Source organism: Nocardioides sp. WS12 (assembly GCF_014108865.1).
GTDB lineage: Bacteria > Actinomycetota > Actinomycetes > Propionibacteriales > Nocardioidaceae > Nocardioides.
In genome coordinates this window covers 1,401,100-1,421,449 of record NZ_CP053928.1, presented here as the reverse complement: position 1 = coordinate 1,421,449, position 20,350 = coordinate 1,401,100, and the positions used below count along the sequence as shown (strand labels likewise).

At 65.6% G+C, this 20,350-nt stretch carries 24 protein-coding genes and 1 tRNA gene; 18 read left to right on the top strand and 7 right to left on the bottom strand.

Features of this window, described 5'->3' with window-relative positions:
• The first annotated feature begins 130 nt into the window (after nucleotides 1-130).
• Genes HRC28_RS06635 through HRC28_RS06625 form a run of 3 tightly spaced genes read left to right on the top strand, consistent with a single transcriptional unit; the run spans nucleotide 131 to nucleotide 1,572 of the window.
• Nucleotides 131-460, top strand: coding sequence for an FmdB family zinc ribbon protein (locus HRC28_RS06635; protein ID WP_182379354.1), 330 nt, complete (start codon nucleotides 131-133; stop codon nucleotides 458-460).
• Between the two features lie 51 nt (nucleotides 461-511).
• The gene (locus tag HRC28_RS06630) at nucleotides 512-1,180 is read left to right on the top strand and encodes an SAF domain-containing protein (RefSeq protein ID WP_182379353.1); all 669 of its coding nucleotides are present in this window, start codon (nucleotides 512-514) and stop codon (nucleotides 1,178-1,180) included.
• Between the two features lie 56 nt (nucleotides 1,181-1,236).
• Nucleotides 1,237-1,572: an MscL family protein gene (locus HRC28_RS06625; RefSeq protein ID WP_182379352.1), complete on the top strand. Its 336-nt coding sequence runs from the start codon at nucleotides 1,237-1,239 to the stop codon at nucleotides 1,570-1,572.
• A 127-nt stretch (nucleotides 1,573-1,699) separates the two neighbouring features.
• On the opposite strand, the gene HRC28_RS06620 is transcribed toward HRC28_RS06625, so the two are convergent.
• Both HRC28_RS06620 and HRC28_RS06615 read right to left on the bottom strand, forming a co-directional pair.
• Nucleotides 1,700-1,867 carry a hypothetical protein gene (locus HRC28_RS06620; protein ID WP_182379351.1) on the bottom strand — a complete coding sequence of 56 codons (168 nt, stop codon included), beginning with the start codon at nucleotides 1,865-1,867 and terminating at the stop codon, nucleotides 1,700-1,702.
• Complete coding sequence (locus HRC28_RS06615; protein WP_237111727.1) at nucleotides 1,867-3,180, bottom strand: LCP family protein; 1,314 nt, start codon at nucleotides 3,178-3,180, stop codon at nucleotides 1,867-1,869. Before HRC28_RS06615 ends, HRC28_RS06620 begins: the two co-directional genes overlap by 1 nt.
• A 210-nt stretch (nucleotides 3,181-3,390) precedes the next feature.
• On the opposite strand from HRC28_RS06615, the gene HRC28_RS06610 reads away from it, so the two are divergent.
• A tRNA-Arg gene (locus tag HRC28_RS06610) sits at nucleotides 3,391-3,463 on the top strand.
• 114 nt (nucleotides 3,464-3,577) lie between these two features.
• Entirely contained in the window at nucleotides 3,578-4,804 is a 1,227-nt protein-coding gene (locus tag HRC28_RS06605; RefSeq protein WP_182376924.1) for an IS481 family transposase, read from the top strand.
• 321 nt (nucleotides 4,805-5,125) lie between these two features.
• Here the strand turns inward: HRC28_RS06605 and HRC28_RS06600 are convergent, their stop codons facing one another.
• Nucleotides 5,126-6,223, bottom strand: coding sequence for a lytic transglycosylase domain-containing protein (locus tag HRC28_RS06600; protein WP_182379350.1), 1,098 nt, complete (start codon nucleotides 6,221-6,223; stop codon nucleotides 5,126-5,128).
• 170 nt (nucleotides 6,224-6,393) lie between these two features.
• Here HRC28_RS06600 and HRC28_RS06595 point away from each other — a divergent pair, with 170 nt between their 5' ends.
• The 4 genes from HRC28_RS06595 to HRC28_RS06580 are packed head-to-tail and all read left to right on the top strand — an operon-like array spanning nucleotide 6,394 to nucleotide 8,712.
• Complete coding sequence (locus HRC28_RS06595) at nucleotides 6,394-7,164, top strand: hypothetical protein (RefSeq protein ID WP_182379349.1); 771 nt, start codon at nucleotides 6,394-6,396, stop codon at nucleotides 7,162-7,164.
• Nucleotides 7,164-7,775 (top strand): cytochrome c oxidase subunit 3, encoded by a 612-nt coding sequence (locus HRC28_RS06590; RefSeq protein WP_182379348.1) that lies wholly within the window; start codon nucleotides 7,164-7,166, stop codon nucleotides 7,773-7,775. The genes HRC28_RS06595 and HRC28_RS06590 overlap by 1 nt, the downstream gene beginning before the upstream one ends.
• Nucleotides 7,776-7,779: 4 nt before the next feature.
• Nucleotides 7,780-8,082, top strand: a complete 303-nt coding sequence (locus tag HRC28_RS06585) for a cytochrome C oxidase subunit IV family protein (protein WP_182379347.1) — start codon at nucleotides 7,780-7,782, stop codon at nucleotides 8,080-8,082.
• Nucleotides 8,083-8,136: 54 nt separating this feature from the next.
• The gene (locus HRC28_RS06580; RefSeq protein ID WP_182379346.1) at nucleotides 8,137-8,712 is read left to right on the top strand and encodes a TetR/AcrR family transcriptional regulator; all 576 of its coding nucleotides are present in this window, start codon (nucleotides 8,137-8,139) and stop codon (nucleotides 8,710-8,712) included.
• Nucleotides 8,713-8,848: 136 nt separating this feature from the next.
• On the opposite strand, the gene HRC28_RS06575 is transcribed toward HRC28_RS06580, so the two are convergent.
• Nucleotides 8,849-9,610: a hypothetical protein gene (locus HRC28_RS06575; RefSeq protein WP_182379345.1), complete on the bottom strand. Its 762-nt coding sequence runs from the start codon at nucleotides 9,608-9,610 to the stop codon at nucleotides 8,849-8,851.
• A gap of 380 nt (nucleotides 9,611-9,990) precedes the next feature.
• A complete protein-coding gene (locus tag HRC28_RS06570; RefSeq protein WP_182379344.1) occupies nucleotides 9,991-11,484 on the bottom strand; it encodes a carotenoid oxygenase family protein in 1,494 nt (497 codons plus the stop codon).
• 216 nt (nucleotides 11,485-11,700) lie between these two features.
• Between HRC28_RS06570 and HRC28_RS06565 the strand changes: the two genes are divergently transcribed.
• Genes HRC28_RS06565 through HRC28_RS06550 form a run of 4 tightly spaced genes read left to right on the top strand, consistent with a single transcriptional unit; the run spans nucleotide 11,701 to nucleotide 15,794 of the window.
• On the top strand, nucleotides 11,701-12,657 hold the full coding sequence (locus tag HRC28_RS06565; protein WP_182379343.1) for an ABC transporter ATP-binding protein: 957 nt from the start codon (nucleotides 11,701-11,703) through the stop codon (nucleotides 12,655-12,657).
• 5 nt (nucleotides 12,658-12,662) lie between these two features.
• Complete coding sequence (locus tag HRC28_RS06560) at nucleotides 12,663-13,406, top strand: hypothetical protein (protein ID WP_182379342.1); 744 nt, start codon at nucleotides 12,663-12,665, stop codon at nucleotides 13,404-13,406.
• A 22-nt stretch (nucleotides 13,407-13,428) separates the two neighbouring features.
• Nucleotides 13,429-14,163 carry a hypothetical protein gene (locus HRC28_RS06555; protein ID WP_182379341.1) on the top strand — a complete coding sequence of 245 codons (735 nt, stop codon included), beginning with the start codon at nucleotides 13,429-13,431 and terminating at the stop codon, nucleotides 14,161-14,163.
• Nucleotides 14,160-15,794, top strand: a complete 1,635-nt coding sequence (locus HRC28_RS06550; RefSeq protein ID WP_182379340.1) for an NAD(P)/FAD-dependent oxidoreductase — start codon at nucleotides 14,160-14,162, stop codon at nucleotides 15,792-15,794. Before HRC28_RS06555 ends, HRC28_RS06550 begins: the two co-directional genes overlap by 4 nt.
• Here the strand turns inward: HRC28_RS06550 and HRC28_RS06545 are convergent.
• Nucleotides 15,685-16,374 carry a TetR/AcrR family transcriptional regulator gene (locus tag HRC28_RS06545; protein ID WP_182379339.1) on the bottom strand — a complete coding sequence of 230 codons (690 nt, stop codon included), beginning with the start codon at nucleotides 16,372-16,374 and terminating at the stop codon, nucleotides 15,685-15,687. The genes HRC28_RS06550 and HRC28_RS06545 overlap by 110 nt on opposite strands.
• A 75-nt stretch (nucleotides 16,375-16,449) precedes the next feature.
• Between HRC28_RS06545 and HRC28_RS06540 the strand changes: the two genes are divergently transcribed.
• Genes HRC28_RS06540 through HRC28_RS06520 form a run of 5 tightly spaced genes read left to right on the top strand, consistent with a single transcriptional unit; the run spans nucleotide 16,450 to nucleotide 19,647 of the window.
• On the top strand, nucleotides 16,450-17,253 hold the full coding sequence (locus tag HRC28_RS06540; RefSeq protein WP_182379338.1) for a hypothetical protein: 804 nt from the start codon (nucleotides 16,450-16,452) through the stop codon (nucleotides 17,251-17,253).
• Nucleotides 17,250-17,846: a cytochrome c oxidase subunit 3 gene (locus HRC28_RS06535; protein WP_202033242.1), complete on the top strand. Its 597-nt coding sequence runs from the start codon at nucleotides 17,250-17,252 to the stop codon at nucleotides 17,844-17,846. Before HRC28_RS06540 ends, HRC28_RS06535 begins: the two co-directional genes overlap by 4 nt.
• Before the next feature lie 10 nt (nucleotides 17,847-17,856).
• Nucleotides 17,857-18,138, top strand: a complete 282-nt coding sequence (locus tag HRC28_RS06530) for a cytochrome C oxidase subunit IV family protein (RefSeq protein ID WP_182379337.1) — start codon at nucleotides 17,857-17,859, stop codon at nucleotides 18,136-18,138.
• A 50-nt stretch (nucleotides 18,139-18,188) separates the two neighbouring features.
• Complete coding sequence (locus HRC28_RS06525) at nucleotides 18,189-18,890, top strand: hypothetical protein (RefSeq protein ID WP_182379336.1); 702 nt, start codon at nucleotides 18,189-18,191, stop codon at nucleotides 18,888-18,890.
• Nucleotides 18,891-18,900: 10 nt separating this feature from the next.
• Nucleotides 18,901-19,647 carry a hypothetical protein gene (locus HRC28_RS06520; protein WP_182379335.1) on the top strand — a complete coding sequence of 249 codons (747 nt, stop codon included), beginning with the start codon at nucleotides 18,901-18,903 and terminating at the stop codon, nucleotides 19,645-19,647.
• 9 nt (nucleotides 19,648-19,656) lie between these two features.
• On the opposite strand, the gene HRC28_RS06515 is transcribed toward HRC28_RS06520, so the two are convergent.
• On the bottom strand, nucleotides 19,657-20,244 hold the full coding sequence (locus HRC28_RS06515) for a TetR/AcrR family transcriptional regulator (RefSeq protein WP_182379334.1): 588 nt from the start codon (nucleotides 20,242-20,244) through the stop codon (nucleotides 19,657-19,659).
• Between the last annotated feature and the right edge of the window lie 106 nt (nucleotides 20,245-20,350).

The following is a 20,350-nucleotide window of genomic DNA, read 5'->3' as shown; positions in this document are numbered from 1 at the left end:
CGAATCCGGGCTGGCGTGCTGATCGACGTTCTCTGCTCCCGACATGGTGGGCGTCATTGTGCCGTCTGTGGGGGTCGTGACGTAGCATTGGCACTCGAAAGTCGAGAGTGCCAACCCGGAGAATCCACCGATGCCGACCTACCAGTACCTCTGCACCGCCTGCAGCCACGCGTTCGAGCAGGTCCAGAGCTTCAGCGACGACGCGCTGACGGTGTGCCCCGCGTGCGAGGGCAAGCTCCGCAAGGTGTTCAACTCCGTCGGTGTCGTGTTCAAGGGCTCCGGCTTCTACAAGACCGACAGCCGCTCCTCGACGACCGCGTCCTCGCCGGCCGCGTCCTCCGAGGGCGCGCCCGCGGCGTCCTCTTCTTCCTCGTCGTCTTCGGACTCGGGCTCCTCGGCGCCCGCGAAGTCGACCTCGAGCAGCAGCACCAGCAGCGGCGCTGCCGCCTCTCCTGCCTGAGCCTGTGGAGGACGCCGGCACGACCGGCGCCAGCGACCTACCGTCGCGGGCATGGATTCTTGGGACCCCTCATCGGCGCGCCCGCCGCGCACCCGCGCCCAGTCCTTCGCTGACGCCCTCGCCGAGGTACGACGACGCGTGCTCCGCCGACGCCGCCTGATCGCGGTTCTGCTGATCGCGGTGGCGGTCGCTGCCTCGCTGCGTACCCTCGCGCCGCCACCACCGGCATCCACCACGATGCTCGTCGCCGCGCGTGACCTGCCGGCCGGGCAACTCCTGCGCATCGAGGACCTCGTCGAGCAACAGGTGGCTCCTGGCGTCGTACCGGAGGGGGTGGTGGGGGCGCCGGCCGGGCGCCTGCTGGCCGCCCCGCTCCGCGAGGGCGAACCGGTGACCGACGTACGCCTGGTGGGCGCGGGCCTCGCTCAATCGCCGCCTCCCGGCACCGTCGTGGTGCCGATCCGGCTGTCCGATGCGGGCCAGGCAGCGCTGCTCACCGTGGGCGACCGGATCGACCTGCTGGCCACCGATCCGCAGGCAGGAACGACCGAGGAACTGGCCCGCGAGGTCACCGTGCTGGCGGTGCCCGAGGCCGGAATCTCAGGCGACGGAGCCCTGCCCGGACGCCTGATCGTCGCCGCTGTGAGCGCGAACGACGCCCCCACGGTCGCCGGAGCGTCGGTGGCGACCTACGTGACTTATACGTGGTGTCACAGATAGGTTGCTGTCTGCTCAGAACGCCTCATCAAAGAGATCTCGGGACAGAGGAGACACAAATGGCTGGATTCAGAAAGTTCCTGCTCCAGGGCAACCTGGTCGACATCGCCGTCGCCTTCATCATCGCCACGGCGTTCGGCAGGGTCGTCACCACCTTCACCGCCTGGCTGACCGACCTGCTGCCCGACGCCATGGACGACGTCTTCAGCGACAGGACCTACTTCGGTGCGTTCATGAACTCGGTCATCGCGTTCGTGATCCTCGCAGCGATCGTCTACTTCCTGGTCGTGACGCCCTACACCAAGGCCAAGGAGCGCTTCTTCCCGGACGCGCCCGCCGGCCCGAGCGAGGTCGAACTGCTCACGCAGATCCGCGACTCGCTCGCCACCCGCTGACGGAGAGCGTCAGCTCCCGCAGCACCCAGCCTGTCGGCAGCGTGGCGGGAGGTGTCATCCGAGCAGCTTGCTGCTCCCCACTACACCGAAGACACGCTCGACCAGCAGACTCTGCGCACGTGCCGTCTCACCCTCCGTGGTGAGGCGGCACCTGTGCTTTCAGCCAGCGTTCGGACGCGGTGTCGTCGCCGTCCTTCACGGGTGACGGCGGGTCCTTCTCGTCCGAGGTCACGGTCGGCAGGACATCACCGAAGATCTCGGCGAGGCGTTGCTTGCGCTTCCACTCGGGCTCCATCAGCACAGACCTGCGCGGGCGCGGGCGTCGTCGGACATGCCCTGGGGCACGTCGGTCGCTTCGCCGCCCGGCGACGCGGTGTCCGTGGGATCCGTCGGATCGGTCGTCCCGGAAGCCGGGGGGCTCGCGCTGCCCGAGGCCGACGACGATCCGTCGGTGTTCTCACCGGCGCTGATCGAGTCGCCGAGGTACTCCTTGGTCAGGCGACGGTCGGTGCGCGCCAGGCGCCACAGCTTGTTGACCGCGGAGGTCCACTCGACCCGGCCCGGCTGGGACGTGGAGTAGACCCACGGCGTCGTGACGAAGGAGATGTTGTCCAGCCCGATGCCGTTGAACGAAGCAGCGATGTCGGCGAGCTGGGCGATGTTCTTGAAGTCGGTCTTGAGCGAGCTGGTCGTCGCGTTGACGAACTTCGTCAGCTTCACCGGCTGCGCGAGGGTGTCGGCCGCGACTGCCTTGCTGATCATGGAGGCCATGAACGCCTGCTGGCGCTTGATCCGCTGCGGGTCGGTGCCGTCGCCGATGTGGCGGACCCGGACGTAGCTGAGCGCCTGCTGTCCCTTGATCTCGCGCGTACCGGCCTTCAGCGTGATGCCGTGCTCTTCGTCCTCGATGTCCTCGGGGATGCAGACCTCGACACCACCCAGGGCGTCGACCATGTCCTTGAAGCCGTTGAAGTCGACGACGATGTAGTTGTCGACGCGGATGCCGGTGAGTTGCTCGACCTGCTGGATGGTGCAGGCCGGTCCGCCGACCGAATAGGCAGCGTTCCACTGGGCAGCCGGCTGGGCGGGGATGATGTCCCCGTTCTTCTTGTAGCACTCGGGTCGGTCAACGACCGTGTCGCGCGGGATCGAGATCCCGTAGGCGAACTTCCGGTCGGCCGAGAGGTGGAACAGGATCGTGGTGTCGGACCCGCCACCACCTTCGCCGTCGATGTCGTTGCCTTCACCGGAGCGGGTGTCGTCGCCCATCACCAGGATGTCGAGGGGACCGGTGGCGACCTTCTCGGGCCGGTTCTTCACCTGGTCCGCGAGGCTCTCGACGGTGAGGTTGCTGTTCCAGTTGTTGTAGACCATGACGACGCCGACACCGGTGGCCATGCCGAGCGCGAGCAGGCTGGTGGCAATCACCTTGAAGACGGTCTTGCCCGGCTGCGGGGCCTTGCGACGACCACGGTTGCGCGCGCCACTACCACGAGCACCGCGATCCGCCTTGGGACGGTGTTCGGCGCGTGACGTGGCGACCCGGCGGGCTCCGCCCGGCGGGCTCTGCTCACCCGCCATCGGGCGAGTGCGTTCGTCCTGCGTCATCGATCACCTGGTCGTGCGGCCGCCTCGGGGCGGGACTGCGGATTCTTCCGGTGCTTCCGAGAGCAACCGACAGCGCTTCCTCGCGCCTGGCCCACCGTACGGTCCGGTCCAAGACCGGCGGTGGATCCACCCATTCTCCCCGCTCGGCGGCCGTGGGCCCAATCCGCTTCGCGGCAGAACACTTCGACCTGACAAGATGGTCCACCGCCAGCCCCAGTAGCTCAGTGGATAGAGCAGCCGCCTCCTAAGCGAAAGGTCGCAAGTTCGACTCTTGCCTGGGGCACCGAAGCAGATGTGTTGCATCGGTTGAAGGTTGACAGTTCGCCTTCGGCTGAGGCCTTACACATGTTCGGCTGATGCTTGACGGCTGCTCCGGTTGAGGCTTGACACTCCCGGAATGCGGGAGATGAGTGTGGCTGAACAGCGTTATCAGGCCGTGCTGGCAGTGATCAGCGACGGCGAAACGGTCAAGGACGTCGCGGCCCGGTTCGGGGTCTCGCGGCAGACACTGCATGCCTGGCTGGGCAAGTACGAAGCCGGCGGGCTGGAGAACCTCGGCGATGCCTCGCACCGACCCAGGTCATGCCCACATCAGATGCCAGGAGTCGTCGAGGTCGCCATCGCCGAACTACGGCGCTTGCATCCAACCTGGGGACCCAAACGGCTGGTCTACGAACTCGACAAGAGGGACGTGGAACCGCTGCCCTCTGCCTCAGCGGTCTACCGGGCACTGGTCCGGATGTCGCTGATCGACCCGGCCGCCCGACGTCCGCGGGACCGGAAGTGGAAACGGTGGGAACGCGGCAAGCCGATGGAGCTGTGGCAGATGGACGTGGTCGGCGGCTTCGCGCTGGCCGATGGCCGCCGGGCAAAGGCACTGACCGGGGTCGATGACCACTCCCGGTTCTGTGTCAGCGCGTTCTTGATGCTGCGCGAGTCCTCCCAACGGGTGTGCGACGGCCTGGCCCTAGCCCTGCGCACCTACGGAGTTCCTGAGGAGATCCTCACCGACAACGGGAAGGTCTTCACCGGCCGGTTCAACCGGCCGCCGGTCGAGGTGCTCTTTGACCGGATCTGTCGCGAGAACGGGATCACCCACCGTCTGACCCAGCCACGCTCCCCCACGACCACAGGGAAGATCGAGAGGTTCCACCGCGCGTTGCGCACCGAGTTCCGTACCGACCGGACCTTTGCCAGCCTCGAGCAAGCCCAAGGCGAACTGGACGAGTGGGTCGCTGACTACAACGCCAACCGGCCACATCAGGCACTCGACATGGCCACCCCCTCGTCGCGGTTCTTCCGTGAGCAGGTCGCACCGGCCATCACGATCCGTCCGACCCGAACGACCAGGGAATCCGGTCATCCCGACACCGGACGCGGTGAGGGGACCTGGGTAGCGCGGCGCGCCAGCAAGCTCGGCGTGGTCTGCGTGAACTGGCAACAAGTCTGTCTCGGCGTCGCAGCCGCAGGTCGCAACATCGACGTCTGGGTCACCGACGACGTCTTGCAGTTCTACGACGGCGACCACCTCCTGCGCACCCAAGCCCGGACCAACACAGGGGAGGTGAGAGTCAAACGAGCCCAAGTCCCCGGCGGCCAACGCCGCCGTAAAGTTCAAGACTGAGTGTCAACGATCAACCGACATTGATCTGTCACCCATCAACCGAAGCTGTTCAGGGGCACCGAAGCAGAAGCGCAGGTGAGCGAGCCGAATCGGCTCGTGACCTGCGCTTTTGTCATCGTGCTCGCCCCGCCGTTCGATGTCGGACCGTGTCGCGGCGGGTCGGTCTGAGGTATGGGAATCCCCTGCCAACGGCCAATCGCCCCAGTGATCTATGGGAATCCTATGTGAAAACTCGATGGAGGCGGCGCCCTCTTTCGAGTCCCCCGCACCACCACGCGGCGGCTGGCCTCGAGCCCTCCTCGCGGATCGGGTTGGGATGGATCATGGCGTCAGGACACCGGCGACACAGTTGCCCGCAGATGTCCGTTGGAGCAGCGAGACCAAGCCCTGGACCGCGCACTCCAGGACCTTCCCAACACGAGTGACCAGGTCGTTCGACGGCGCGGTCGGGGCAGGCTTCGGAGTCGGATCGACAGGTTCTGGCCGCGATCCTGACGATTCGGCGGGCCGATCGTCTCGGCCAGGTGAGGGTTGTTCAAGCACAGCCGTTGCCCGGGTTCGGGTCGGGTTCGACCGCTCGTTGCGGTGCCCGCGCAGCGAGGAACCCTGCGCAACCAGGTAGCCGGCAACAGAGCTGTCCGCTGAGGCCTCATAGGAGCGCACAGTCGACAACACGAGCCGGACGTATGCGCCGGAATGGTTGTAGCGCAGAAGGGCCCGGCGCTGGTCGGCCATTCGGCCCAGGTGGCCCGTGCCGGAGCAGAGGTGGACCCCTGCCGCCAGCGCGGCATCGTCGATGTCCTGCGGGTTGCGGGCGCCGTCACCGTCAGCGTCCACCCCCACGACCCCCCAGGTCGTGGGGATGAACTGCAGCGGACCGACGGCGCGGTCGAAGCTGCGGTCGCCGTCGTACCGACCGCCGTCAGTGTCCGAGATGAGCGACGTCCCTCGCCGGCCATCCAGACGGATCCCGACGATGGCCGGCCGCGCCACGCCTTCGTCATCGAGAACGCTCCCCCCGGCGCGGCCATGGTCGGATTCGACCCGCCCGATCGCTGCGAGGAGCGGCCACGCGAGATGGCAGTTCTCGTCAGCGGAGGCGATGACCGTCGCTGCCCGCTGGTAAGCCGCGAGCGCAGCGGCCGGGATCTGCACCGCGGCCGCGGTCCGGACCACTCCCGGCCCCCGACCCCCGGAGGCAATCGGCCGGGCCACGCTTGCGGCGGGCTCCACCTCGACGTCCGGCACCTGCACCGGGGCACGCGACACATTGTGCTTCGATACTGATGTCCCGGCGGACGGACCACCGACGCCACTGACGTTGGCCGTCCACGTCGCCGAGACCAGGACCAACGGGAGCAACGCGGCTCCTCTGCGCACCCACGGATGGCTGGGCGCTTGACGGTGCAGGGCGTTCATCGTGACCTCCGGACTTGTTATTTGAGTCACACTGTCTCATAAGTATCGGAGCGCCGTCACGCCTTCTTTTGAAGATTTTGAGATACGACGTCGCGACAAACTATGTACAATTGTCGTATGACTTGTTAGCGTGACGAGCACCACGTCCTGCCTTCCCGAGGAGCACACCCATGTCCGCCACGACGTCCCTCTTCTCAGTGAAGAGCCAACGCGCCATCCTGTGGTGGGGAATCGGGCTCGCCGTCGCCTACGCCCTCGCGCTGATCTTTCTGATGCGCATGGTTCCGCCGCCGAGCGCCGACTGGTCTGCCGAGAGCGTCTCGGAGTTCTATCGCGACCATTCAACGAGCATCCGCTGGGGCGCCGTGATCTCCGGCTGGACCGGCGCGTTCATGATGCCGATCCTGGCTGTCGTGGCCATCCAGATGGCCCGCGTGGAGACCGGTGGAGCGAAGATCTGGAGCGCGCTGTCCCTGGTCAGCGGTGCCCTGATGTCCCTGTTCCTCGCGCTGCCTCCGATCTTCTGGGGCGCGGCGGCCTTCACCGCCGACCGGGAGCCCGAGATCACCGCTCTCGCACACCAGATCGGCCTGCTCACCCTCACTACGACCGACCAGTACTACATCTTCATGTGGGTCGGCGTGACCGTCCTGGCCCTCCGACCGGCGACCCAGTTGGTGTCAAACAATCCCTTCCCCCGCTGGTGGGGCTACCTGTCGCTCTGGATCACCGTGATGTTCGAAGCCGGTGCGTTCGCGTTCATTCCGAAGACCGGCCCCCTGGCATGGAACGGCCTGCTCGTCTTCTGGTCACCGCTGACCCTGTTCGGCGTTTGGATCACCATCCAGTGCTGGCTCCTCTTCCGCGCGCTGCGCGGCCAGGAGGATGACCAGCGTTCCGGAGCCGCAAAAGAACGCGACCTCGAGACGGCGTTCCTCTGATGGCCGGCCTCGAGGTTGACCTGCTCGCGCCGGACGCTGGCGAAGACAACCCGAAGCGCCGGGTGCCTGGCGAGGAGGGGACCTGGATCTTCATCTTCGGCGACATGTGCGTCTTTGCTGTCTTCTTCTGCGTCTTCCTGCAAGCCCGGATCTCCGACCCCAGCGGTTTCGCTGCAGACCAGGCCCAACTCAATCAGAACTACGGGGCCCTCAACACGGTCCTGCTGCTGCTCAGCTCCTTCCTCGTCGTCCTGGCGATGCGCTCGATCCGCTCGGCCGACCACCACTCCTGGACGCCGAGACTCCTGATCGGTGCCTGGTTCTGTGGCGCCGGCTTCCTGGGCGTCAAGGTGCTGGAGTACTCCGAGAAGATCAGCCACGGGATCACGCCCCAAACCAGCGACTTCTACATGTACTACTTCGTCCTGACTGGCCTGCACGCCTTCCATCTCATTCTCGGACTGATCGTGCTGACCGTGATGGTCCTGATGGCACGCAAGGCGTCACTGTCCAGGGGTCAGTTCGTCTTCTTCGAAGGCGGCGCCTGCTTCTGGCACATGGTCGACCTGCTCTGGCTCGTCCTCTTCCCGCTGATCTTCCTCGTGAGGTGAACCCATGAGCACTCTCGACACGAACGCCCGCTCCACCATCAACCTGTTCCGCTCCAAAGCCACGGTGGTCTGGGTCTTCTTGATACTCGCCACGGTCCTGTCCTGGGCCCTCGGCACTGATCACGGGTTCGTCGACGACCACACCACGGCAAGCACCATCATCATGGTCGTCGCCTTCGTCAAGGTCCGGTTCGTGGGCCTGTACTTCATGGAGCTCAATCACGCGCCCTTGGCTCTGCGGCTGTTGCTCGAGGTCTGGTGCCTGGTGGTGTGCCTAGCGACGCTGGGGTTCTACTTCGCCGCATGACCACGCAAGGAGGGACGAGCAAACGGAATGCAACCGACCACTAGCCTTTCCGGCATGGATCACTCCGCGGCGCTCCTGACGCGTGCCGCCAGGGAGACCTTCGCCCGTTACGGCGTCCGACGGTCCACGATGGCCGACGTGGCCAAGGCAGCCGGCGTCGTGCGACAGACCGTCTACAACACCGTGTCGAGCCGCGACGAGCTCGTTGAGCTCGCGATCGTGCAGTGCTGCGAAGAGCTCAAGGAGCACCTGACTACTGCAGGCGCCGGCGATCCCGACGACGTTGACGAGGCACTTCTGGCCTTCCTGATGCGCGCGGTGGACACCGCTTCGACTCACACCGAACTCAACGAACTGAATGCGGCCCTGCCCGCTGATCGGGTCAAGGAACTCTTCGGCCACTCGCACCCCATCGAAGAGCTCATCCGCGAGACGGCGCGCCCCGTCCTGGAGCGAGCCAAGTCGGCCGGGCGGCTGCGCGGCGACACGACCGTTGACGAGGCCGGGCGCTGGATCCAGGGGGTACTGACGTTCGCCCTGCTCCACGATGCCGCCCGGGGTGGGCAACTGGAGCACGTCCTGCGCACCTTCGCCCTGCCGTCGGTACTGACCGACGTCGCACACGACTGAACGCGATCGGACTGTTCAGCACCTCGTGCACGCACACCACGGCGGTGACCATCCTGATGGCATAGCTCACCACAGGGAACTCCGATCGGATTGTTCCGTTCTCGGCGAACGGCCACGGGCAACCCCTGGCAACCGGTCAGACAACGATCGGCTGCCGTCCCGAGTTCGACGACTCGAGCGTCTCGTAGTAGCGCTTCTCGGCCGTGATCGCCTTGTAGAACTGCCACCAGGTGATGAGCAGGAAGGGCACGTAGGAACCGACCGGCAGGTAGAAACCGATCGCGCCGTTCCAGGCGAACGGGCCCGAGAAGAAAAAGATCGCCAGAATCCCGGTCGACCCGATGAGCGCCATCCAGAGGTTGAGGTAGTAGAACCAGCGCGGGAACACGGAGGGGCCCTCACGCTGACTGAGACCTGCCATCGCAAGGCAGAACAGTTGCATGCTGAAGGTAGGAAAGAAGAGCAGGAACTCGATCCACGTCATGTCACTGATCAACTGGACCAGTTCGGGCGAGCGGTCAGCCCGGTAGTAGGCCCCGGCCCAGAAGATGAAGGGCAGAATGAAAGCGACCGCGTTCACGGTTCCGGCCATCGCCGAGAAAATCGCCCACAACGGGAAACGTCGCCCTTCCTCCAGCCGTGCAGTCTGGATCGCGACGAGCGCGGACCACGGGACGAGCAGGGTGGCCCCGAGGAGTCCGACGACGATGCCCAACTTGACCATGTTCAGGTTGCCGCCGTACTTGGCCATCAACTCGGCGCCAGACAACTCGGGCGAGGGCGGTGGGATGAACCCGGATAGGGGCGCGAGCCCGACGAAGAAGAGGACTCCGAATCCGATGCCACAGGCCCACATCCCGAGCTGGACCCTGTGGTGGATGAACTGCGACGGGGCCATGACATTTCCTCCGAAAGATTTGAGACTATTCGTCTTAGATTAGTGCTCAGTGATGCAGTTGGGAACCCTCGAATAGGCCTTGCCAACTCGAAACGACGGCGTGGCCCGGAGCAACGCGCCGGTCCGCTCGCAGCCGGAGGCGAGGGCAGGCAATCAGCACCGCTCCTGTTCCTCAGGGGGAGGTGGGTGCCAAGGAATCCGGCACCACCCAGCGGGCGCCACAACTCCTCGCCGTTGCCATCCGCGTCGACCTGCCCCTGAAACCAGACCAGACCGGGCGGGATCCGGCGGACGCCTCCCGAGCACGCGCTCCGCCGTGAAGTCCGGCGGCACCTCGAGTCCCCCAGGAGGTGCCGCCGGCGTCGTACCCGCTGCGTCGATCAGCGGAAGTCCATCCAATGTCCGTGCGGTGTCCAGCCGATCTGGAAGGGCAGCTCGATGCGACAGATGGGTCCGTCGCTCACGTCGTCGGTGTCGAAGATCAGGTACTCACCGCGCTTCTCGGCCCACCACGAGACGGGGACGATGATGTAGCCGTCTCCCTCGGGCGAGTCGATCTTGCGGGGTGCGAAGGTCGCCTCGAGCACGGCGGCGGGCTCGTTGTCACGGATCTGGTAGGTCGACTCGGACAGCGTCTTCATGTTCGTCACGGTGAGGTTGTTCATCTTCATGCCGCTGCGCTTGACCACGCCGCCGACCGAGAAGCCCCACTCGTAACCCTTGCCGTAGAAACGCTCGTCGACCTTCGGGAGTTCGGAAGGTCGGTCCGAGAGCTGCTCAGCACGGGCCTTGCCCGTCGTCAGGTCGATGCACCAGCGACCCAGGTTGCTCTTCGCGATCGAGAAGAACAGTGCAATGTCGTCGCCCGCAGTGAAGTCCTGCTCGAACGGGAACGGGGGCCGGTTGAAGATCGGGCCGTCGAGCTGGAGCTCGTTGCCGACCACGTTGGCCGACATCGTGTGCATGACGTACTGCGGCGGAAGGTCGGTCTTGATCCAGCGGATCTCACCGTGCAGGTCGCGGCGCGGAATGAGGCCGATGATGATCGGCAGCTCCTCGTTCCACTCCCAGATGTTGAGGTCCTTCTCGAAGCGCTTCTTGTCGACGAGGAAGGGCTGGAAGGGCATCACGACCCACTCCGGAGTCAGCCAGATGTCGTGGGCCACGGTGTTGTACGGCGCGTCCCAAAGTTCACGGGTGTCGACGGTGCCGTCGGGGCTCACGTAGTGCATGACGACGTAGGGCGCCTCGTCGCTGTACGTCCAGCCGTAGAGGACACCTGTGTCCGGGTCCCACTTCGGGTGGGCGGAGAACGTGGCGTCGCCGTAGGCGGCGGGGGTGTGCAGCCCCGAAGAGAGCTTCGGCGACCAGGGCACAATGCCGCGCGTCTCGAGGGTGATCGGATCGATGGCGATCGGTGGGCCGCCCTGCTCGCTCGAGGCGAGCATCTCGCCGGCGAACGGAAAGATGTTGATGTTGGAGACACCGCGCGAGACGCCCTGGTTGCCAGCGTCGCGCTTGACCTCGCCGTAAGCCGTGTCGCGCCAATCACCGAAGCCGCCGTCCTGCCACTCGAACATGCCCTGCTTGCGGGCCTCCTCGAGGACGTACTTGGGAGTACGCACCCAGCGGTTCTTGAAGTTGGCAACGCCGTCCTCGAACGTGATCGCCTGGACCATTCCGTCCATGCTGAGGAGCGGGTTCGGCCCCTGCTTCGTGGGGCGCTTCCACGTGGGACCCACCCGGTAGAAACCTCCAGCCAGGTCCTTGGGGATCTCGCCGTGGGTGACGATGCACTCGTCGACCGTCGCCTCGAACCGCATGGGCTGGAACGGCCCTCGCAGTGAGTTCTCGGTCGGGAGGTTGTAATTCATCGTTGCTCCTTGTTTCGACTCAAGCATCCGCTCCCGGACGAGTTCGATCCACCAGGAGCAACATTCTGAACTTGCTCGTCTCAATTTATCTTCCGCGTCCGCGCTGGTCAAGGCATGTCCGCGGCAGCCAACCCTTCGCTGACGGTTGACGTGACGCGCCTCACGCGGTTTATTTAGACAGCAAGATTCATAAATCGTCACGGAAGCGGAAAAGACATGGGCGTCGAGATCAAGATCGAGCACCTGACGAAGAGTTTTGGACGGCAGGTGATCTGGGGTGACGTCTCGCTGACCCTGCCTGCGGGCGAGCTCTCGGTGATGCTCGGCCCATCAGGCACCGGCAAGTCGGTGCTCCTCAAGACACTGATCGGCCTGCTCAAGCCCGACAGCGGCTCCGTGATCATCGAGGGAACCGACCTTGCCACGTGTCGCAAGGCAGAGCTGTTCGAGATCCGCCGCATGTTCGGGGTGCTCTTCCAGGACGGCGCGATGTTCGGCTCAATGAACCTCTACGACAACGTTGCCTTCCCCCTTCGCGAGCACACCAACAAGGGCGAGTCCGAGATCCGCCGCATCGTCATGGAGAAGATGGAACTGGTCGGCCTGACCGGCGCCGAGCTCAAGCTCCCCGGCGAGATCTCGGGCGGCATGCGCAAGCGCGCAGGCCTGGCCCGCGCCCTCGTGCTCGAGCCCGAGATCCTGCTGGTCGACGAGCCCGACTCCGGCCTGGACCCCGTGCGCACGTCGTTCATCAACCAGCTCTTCGTCGACCTCAACGCGCAGATCGATGCCACCTTCCTGATCGTGACCCACGACATCCACACGGCCCGCACGATCCCCGACAACATCGGCCTGCTCTACCACCGGCACCTGGCCATGTTCGGCCCGCGCGAGATGCTCCTCTCCTCCGAGGAGCCCGTCGTCCGCCAGTTCCTCAATGCCCAGAAGGTCGGCCCGATCGGCATGTCCGAGGAGAAGGACGCCGATGAACTGGCAGCGGAGAAGGGCATGGATCTCCCGCCTCTGCCGCCGATCGGGTCCCAACTGCTGCCCTCGAACGGCATCCCCCGGCGCCGCCAGCGCGAACCCGGTGCCTGGTGCCGTGACAACGGCATCACGCCCCCGCCGGGATCATTCACCGACGCTCAGCCCCTGGCCGCGGCTGGTCTCTGAGCTCCATGGCGAGCTACGACGCGGCGGAGACCCTGGCCTCCATCACCGACCACGCGATCCCCATCGTGGCGATCGGTGGCCTCTCGATCGTCGCCATGTGGGTATTCTTCATCGAGGCAGCGCGGATGAGCAGGCGCGACCGGGTGGCCCCGATGGCGTTGTGGATGACCGTGTTGTGGTGGCCCCATGACGGCAACTACCTGCTGCGCCACGAGGACTGGTTCCAGACCTACGACCACTGGTTCATGCAGCTGTTCTGGTTCGCGATCATCGTCACCTTCGTCTCCGAGTCGGTGTACGTCGTCCAGACGATCCGCTATGGACGCGACGAGCTCTCCCCCGGCCAGACCCAGCGTGTGCACACGCTGAGGATGGTGGGCGCGCTCGCCGCCGGAGTGATCAGCTGGTCGCTCCTCAAGGGCGCGCTCGACGACCCGCTCTTCTTGATCTCCTTCATGGGCACGCTGCTGTGGGGCCTGCCCTCCGCGGCGGCCCTCCTCGCGCGACGGCGTGGCCCGGCGGGCATGTCGGTCCTGGAGTACGAAGCATTCGCGGCGATGACGTGGTGCTACTCGATCGCCTCCGTGGGCTTTTTCGGCGACGACTTCTTCCGCTCCTGGCCCTACGTCGGGATCTGTTCAGCGGCCTGCGCCTGGAGCATCGTGGTCGTCGTACAGCTGAGGGCTGCTGGAGCCGTTCGAAGTTCGTGGACCGGAACCTCGCGCCGCGAGCTCGAGCCCGTCGCCTGACCCACCCCCGACAGGACCAGCCGTGTACGAGCCACAGACCATCCTCGACGCGATCGACGACCACACCTGGCCGATCATGATCGGCTTCACCCTCGCCATGATGCTGCAGAACGTCGCCATGGTCACCGCGGTCGTGATGACCAGGCGCGAGGGCTGGATCTCGATCCCGCTCCCCTGCACGTTCCTGTGGTTCGCCCACGACCTCGGCGTCGTCGTCCGCTTCGACACCTGGTTCAACACCTACGACCACTGGTTCCTCAAGCTCTTCTGGGTCGGCCTGGTGACCGCCTTCCTCCTCGAGCTCGTCTTCCTCGCCCAGGCATTGCGGGTCGGACGCAAGGAGTACCTCCCGAACGGCAGCCAGCGGCAGTGGGGCGCGCTGCTCTTCGGCGGAGCCGCGCTGTTCGTGCTCTGCTGGGAGTACCAGAAGACGATCTGGGACGACCCGCTCTACCAGGCCCTGGCCGCGACCACTCTCTACGCGCTTCCCCTGGCCGTGGTCCCGCTGATCCTGCGTCGCCGGTCGGCGATCTCCCAGTCGCCCGTCATCTACGCCTGCTTCGCTGCCATGATCCCGCTCTGGTGGGGCGTCACAGCAGGGGCTTACGGCGATGCCTTCCGCACTTGGCAGTACCTCTCGTCCGGTGTCGTCGCGTTCGCGGGCCTGGTCGGCGTCGCCGTCTGGGTCAGCAGGCTCCGGGCCGACCGGGGTGCTCCCGCACCACGCCTCGACGACCTGGGCGCGAGTGCTTCGTGACGACGCAGACCTTCGACTACGTCGTCGTCGGGGCCGGTCACAACGGGCTCTCGGCGGGAGCGACCCTCGCCGCGAGCGGCCGGACCGTCTGCGTGCTGGAGCAACTTCCGATCCCGGGCGGCCTCTCCGCGAGCCACGCCTACTTGCCCGAGGCCCCGGATCACCTGCTCAGCCTGGGCGCGATGGACGACATGTTCATGGCACAGACGCCCCTGGCCGCCGAGCTCGGCCTGCGCCGCCACGGCTACGAAACGATCCCGCTCGACCACCCCTACGGCTGGGTGGACGAGGACGGCGAGACCCTCCTGCTGTGGCGCGACCCGCGTCGCGCCGTCGAGGAGATCCGGCACTTCTCACACGCCGACGCCCGCACCTACGCCGACCTCCAGGGTCCGATCAACTGGGTGATGGACCTGGTCGATCAGCTGTTCATCCAGCACCCGTCGGCCTGGGGCAAGCGCGACTTCGCCCGCTACCTGCTGCGCCACCGCCCCGACCGCGCCACCCGCCGCCTGCTGGGACAGCTGGCCACCCTGAATGCGTTCGAGTGGATCTCGGAGACCTTCGAGTCCGATGCGATGCGCGGCCTGTGGGCCTACTGGTCGAGCATGATCGGGCCGTCCGACGCGATCGGCAGCGGCGCCTATGTGCTCGGCTTCGCCGGCGTGCACCGCGGTCCGGGAGTGGTGCGCCCTCGAGGTGGGATGACCAGCCTGGTCCGCGCGATGCAGGGGGTCCTCGAGGAGAACGGCGGTGAGCTGCGCCTCGAGTCAGCCGTCGCAGAGATCCTCGTGGAGGGCGGCCGGGCGGTCGGCGTACGACTCCAGGACGGGAGCACCGTGCACGCCCGCCACGGCGTGCTGTCGAACCTCGCCCCGCAGGTGACCTTCGGTCCCCTGCTGGCCCCCGAGCACCTGACCCGCACCGAACACAACCGCGTGGCGATGGTGCCGTCCAACTCGATCAACGTCGCGGCCTTCAAGATCGACATGGCCACCGGCGGGCGGATCGGGTTCCCTGCTGCCGAGCTGCGCCGCAAGCGCCGCGACGACGCCGACGTACGCAAGGCCACGCTCATGACGGGCACTCTTGAGGACCACATCGCTCAGATGCGCGCCATGCGGGTCGGCCTCAACACCGAGAATCCCCCGGTCTACATGGCGATCCTGTCGGCGGTCGACCCGACGATCGCTCCCGAGGGGGGCGACGTGCTCTACCTGAACTCCAACGTGCCGCTGCGCCCGGACGGCGGTTGGGAAACCGCGAAGGACTCGATCACCGACGCCGTCTGGAAATCGGCGCAACGCTTCCTCGGCGGCACGGACACCGAGATCGGCCGCGTGGTGACCTCACCTGCGGACTTCGAGAGCCGCTTCGCCGCCCCAGCCGGCGCCTTCTTCCACGTCGACATGCTGGTCAACCGGCTCGGCGCGCTGCGTCCCGCCCGCGGCTTCGGCGGCTATGACACGCCCGTGGCCGGCCTCTACCTCGCGGGGGCCGCTGCCCACCCGAGCGGCGGTGTCACCGGCTGGCCGGGTCGCCTGGCCGCACAACACGCGCTTCACCGAGAGGACCGAACGCCTCGGGCGGCCACGCACCAAAGATGGTCAGCATCGCCATCTCACGGATGATCGCCTCCGCCCGCGGAGGGGCGTCATCGCCGTACAGCAGGTCACCGAAAGCGGTCTGCGACATCACCAACCCGGCCACGAGCCTAACCACGATCCGCGTGTCAAAATCCCGGAATCCGCGTTGCTTCTGCTCCGTGGTCAACAGATCGGCGAATCGGTCCAGGGCCGGCCCGAGGATCCCGCCGATCGCCTCAGCAGACCCGGAGGGCGAGTCGCCCTGGAAGGACAGGAGTGCCGCGAGTAGGCCCCGGTTCGCTGCGAACACTTCGTACATGCCGCGGTAAAGGTCCGCTGCTTCTTCCACCGCGTCACGCTCTCCCGTCGGCCGTCGCTCCCAGTCAGCGACATACGCATCGAGGTGCTCGACGAATGGAGCCACGGCGGCGGCCTCGAAGAGATTGGCCTTGGATCCGAAATGGCGAAACACCATTTGCTCGGAAACCCCCGCAGATTCAGCGATCTGGCGCGTCGTCACGGAGTCGTACCCGTGCTCGGCGAACAGGTCGCGGGCCGCGGTCAGGAGCAGGTTGCGACCGCGTCCCCAGACCACACTGGCGGGCTTTCGGGAGGGCTGGCTCATCGGCCACACCCTAGGCCGACGGCACCCGCAAAAGAAATGGTGTAGTCGCACTGGATGATGGTGTACCGTTCATGTATGAGCATGACGCAGGCCACGCCACCGATTCCTACCTCGGGCCTCCTGCGGCGTCGGATGATGCCGGTCTCCCGCCTGCAGTGGTGGTTCCTGGTTGCCGGCGGCCACACCCTCACAGTGCTGTTCTTCGTGGGATGGTTCCTGCTGGCGCGGTTCTTCCCGCCACCCTCGCCCGAACTGTCGGCTGAACAGATCGCCCAGCGCTATGTCGAGGACAAGGACGGTATCCGGCTCGGCGCCACCCTGATGTTCGCCAGTTTCGCCCTGTGGGCAGGCTGGGGTGCGGTGATCATCGCCTGGGTGTGGCGCCGGATCTCCGGTGGGCGCGTGTTGGCGATCGCAATGATCATCAGCCTGACCATTGCCGAGATGGTAGGTGTGCTCTGCGCCTTCTTCTGGGCGCTGGCGGCCTTCCGTCCGGGCGAGGTGAGCGCCGACATCACCATGACGCTCAACGATGCAGGCTGGCTGATGTTCGTGCTCCCATGGCCACCGTGGAGCTTTCTGTGTGTCTGCCTGGCCATCGCCATCCTTCGCGACCGGAGCACGGACCCGCCCTTCCCCCGCTGGGTCGCCTACGTCAGCCTGCTCACGGCGCTGCTGTTCGCGCCCGCCGGACTTCCCCTGTTCTTCAAGGGAACCGAGATGGCGTACGACGGCGTACTGGGCATGTTCGTACCCTTCATCGTCTTCTTCGTCTGGGTTGAGTCCGTGACCTGGGCGATGGGTCGGAGCCTGACGACCGAGGATCCCGACGAACCCAACGTCCGGAGCTTCCCGATCGAAGCGGATGGTGCCTCGTGACCGTCGACCTGCGCACGAAGACCGCGACCGCTCGTGGACCACGCCGAATCCCGGGAGAGGCGGGCATCTGGGTCTTCATCCTCGGAGACCTCTTCATCTTTGCGCTTTTCTTCGTGACCTTCGTCGTCGACAGGTCGCAGGAGACGGCCCTGTTCGACGCATCCCGTGCCGAACTCCACATCTCCTGGGGGGCGCTCAACACCCTGCTGTTGCTGACCGGATCGCTCTTCGTCGTGTGGTCCGTCCACGCCGCGCGCGACGGGAAGCTCCCCGAGGCTTCCCGCTTCACGACCTGGGCAATGGGTTGCGGAGTGCTGTTCGGCATCAACAAGGTGGTCGAGTACACCGACAAGATCAGCTCGGGCCACGGACCCGACTCGAACATCTTCTTCACCTACTACTTCTGCTTCACCGGGCTGCACGCACTGCACCTGCTCGTCGCCCTGTGCGTACTCGGCCGTATGCGATGGCTCCTCGCCCAGCCCGACTTCGACCAGCAGGACATGGGCACACTCGAGTCAGCGGCAACTTACTGGCACCTCGTGGACTTGCTCTGGATCGTCCTGTTCGCACTGCTCTACCTGATGACCTGATGGAGTGCCCATGACTTACGCACGGACCATGTTGCGCCACCGATCGACCGTCATCTGGGCGGCACTCATGATCGCAACCATCGCCTCGTGGTGGCTGGGCACCGACCACAACTTCCTGGGTGGCCCGCAATTCGCAACCGCCGCTGTCCTGGCCATCGCCTTCGTCAAGGTCGCCATGGTGACGTCGACATTCATGGAAATCGACCACGCGCCACGACCGCTCAAGGCCTTCGTGCACGGCTGGACCATCCTGGTCTGCGCCCTGCTCGTTGTGCTCTACGTGACTCTCTGACCCAACAGACTCGGACGGCCGCGGCCGTCCTCGCCGAAAGGACACCTCCTGTGCGCCGCTCCATCCACCTCACGGCCATCTGGACGGGGCCTGCGTTCTTCGTCCTGTACCTGATCGCCTTCGGTCTCATCGCCGGATACCTCCCCCCGCCGTCGCCATCCCTGTCCGCGGCCGAGGTACAGCAACTCTTCGAGGACGACGGCCAACGGATCCGGCTCGGCCTGTTGCTGGGGATGGTCTTCTGCACGCTGCTGTTCCCGTTCTTCGGAGCCTTCTCCATCCAGATCGCCCGGATCGAGGGAAGCTCCCCGATTCTGGCCATGCTGCAATTCGGCGCTGCCGTCTTCCTGATCGCGTTCTTCTTCATCTGCCACATGCTGTGGATCGCAATGACCTTCCGGTCCTATGACGCAGCGGCGCTCCAGCAGATGAATGACCTGGCCTGGCTCATCTTCGTCATGGTGTTTCCGACCTACGTGCTGCAGATGATCTGCATCGCGGTCGCGGGTTTCATGGATCGCGACCAGGTCGCCTTCCCACGCTGGTACGCGTACTTCTGCCTGTGGGTCGGGATCGCCGGTTCGGGCGGTGCCGTTGCGGTGTACTTCAAGAGCGGGCCGTTCGCCTGGAACGGCGTCGCCGGCTTCTGGATCCCTATCGTGATGTTCGCGGCATGGCTTTGCCTGTCCGTTCCGGTGCTCGTCAAGGCCGTCAACAACCAATTCGCCCACAACCTCAACCTCGAGAGCTGAGGACATCTCCATGGAAGCACGCACCCAACGCGTCCTGATCTGGTCCGGCCCCCTGATGGTGCTCTTGTTCCTGATCTCGTTCCTGTTCCTGGCGGGCTTCATCCCGCCTTCGAGCCCGAGTGATTCCGCGGCCGACACCTACGACCTTTACGCCGGCTCGCACACCGGCATCAAGGTCGGCATGGTGTTGGCGATGATCGGCTCCGCCCTGCTCACCCCCTGGGGCGTGGCCATCAGCGGTCAGATCAAGCGGATCCGCGGCGCTCGAGCCCTGGCCGACACGCAGATGCTGTCCTCTGCACTGGGGGCGCTCACCTTCATCATCCCCATCACCTTGTGGATCGGCGCCGCCTATCGGTATGACGAGCGGAGCGCCGACGTCACGCAAACCCTCCACGACATCGGCTGGTTGCAGTTCGTCTGCGTGGTCTGGGTGTTGTTCATCCAGATGGTCGCCATCGGTTGGGCGATCCTGATCGATGACCGCGAGGACCCAGTCCTCCCTCGGTGGGTCGGGTACCTTAGCCTGTGGGCGGCCGCGGGCGTCTTCCCGGCCGGCCTGGTGCCCTTCTTCTGGGACGGGCCGTTTGCCTGGAACGGCGCCATCGGCTTCTATCTTCCCCTCGTGGCGTTCTGCTGCTGGATGCTCTCGACCAGTTGGGCGGTGTTCGTTGCCGTCAAGAAGCAGGTGGCGGACGGCACCGAGCCGGGCGTCCTTCGCGCTGGTGCGTGCGCCTGCGGTTGCCCAGAGGCATGAAACCACTCGTCAACCCGTGACGAGGGCAGGGATCAGGAAGTAACGCAGTTCGGCGGCGGTGACCTCCACCGGTTGGCCGCGCCGCGGACGAAGTGACGCCAGCACAGCCTGTATCCAGCGAGCCAAGGCGCGCGTTCCCAACTCTTCGCGAAGGATCCCTCGTTCCCGAGCACGATCGAAGTACGGCCTCAGCACGCCTTCGAGCACCTCGGTCAGTTCCGACTGACCCGCCATGAACTCGAAGGCGTGCTCCTCGGGCATGGACTGCGCCAGCAGCGTGAACTCGGGGTCACTCCCCGACAGCGTGACCATGGCTACGACGACGTCGACGATCTGGTCCTCAATCGCAAGATCATCGCGAACAGGACGTCGCTTGATCATCTCTCCCAGCTCGCGCGAACGCTCAGCCATAGCGAGGTCAACGAGATGATCGCGGCTGCGCACCCAGTCGTAGAGGGTCTGCCTCACGACGCCAGCCTCTTCAGCAATGTCGTTCATCCTGGTTCGTCGCACTCCTCTGGCACGGAAGCATGTGCGCGCTGCCTCCAGGATCCGGGCCTGAGTCGGCGTCTCGACGTTCAGAGACAGTTCAGCCATCTCGCGATCGTAAACGGTCCGTTGGTGGCCACCTCGACCATCCGGGCCACCACCCCATCTTTATGAGACTCTATTGACCAAAAGTCGCACGGGCCCTAAAGTCATA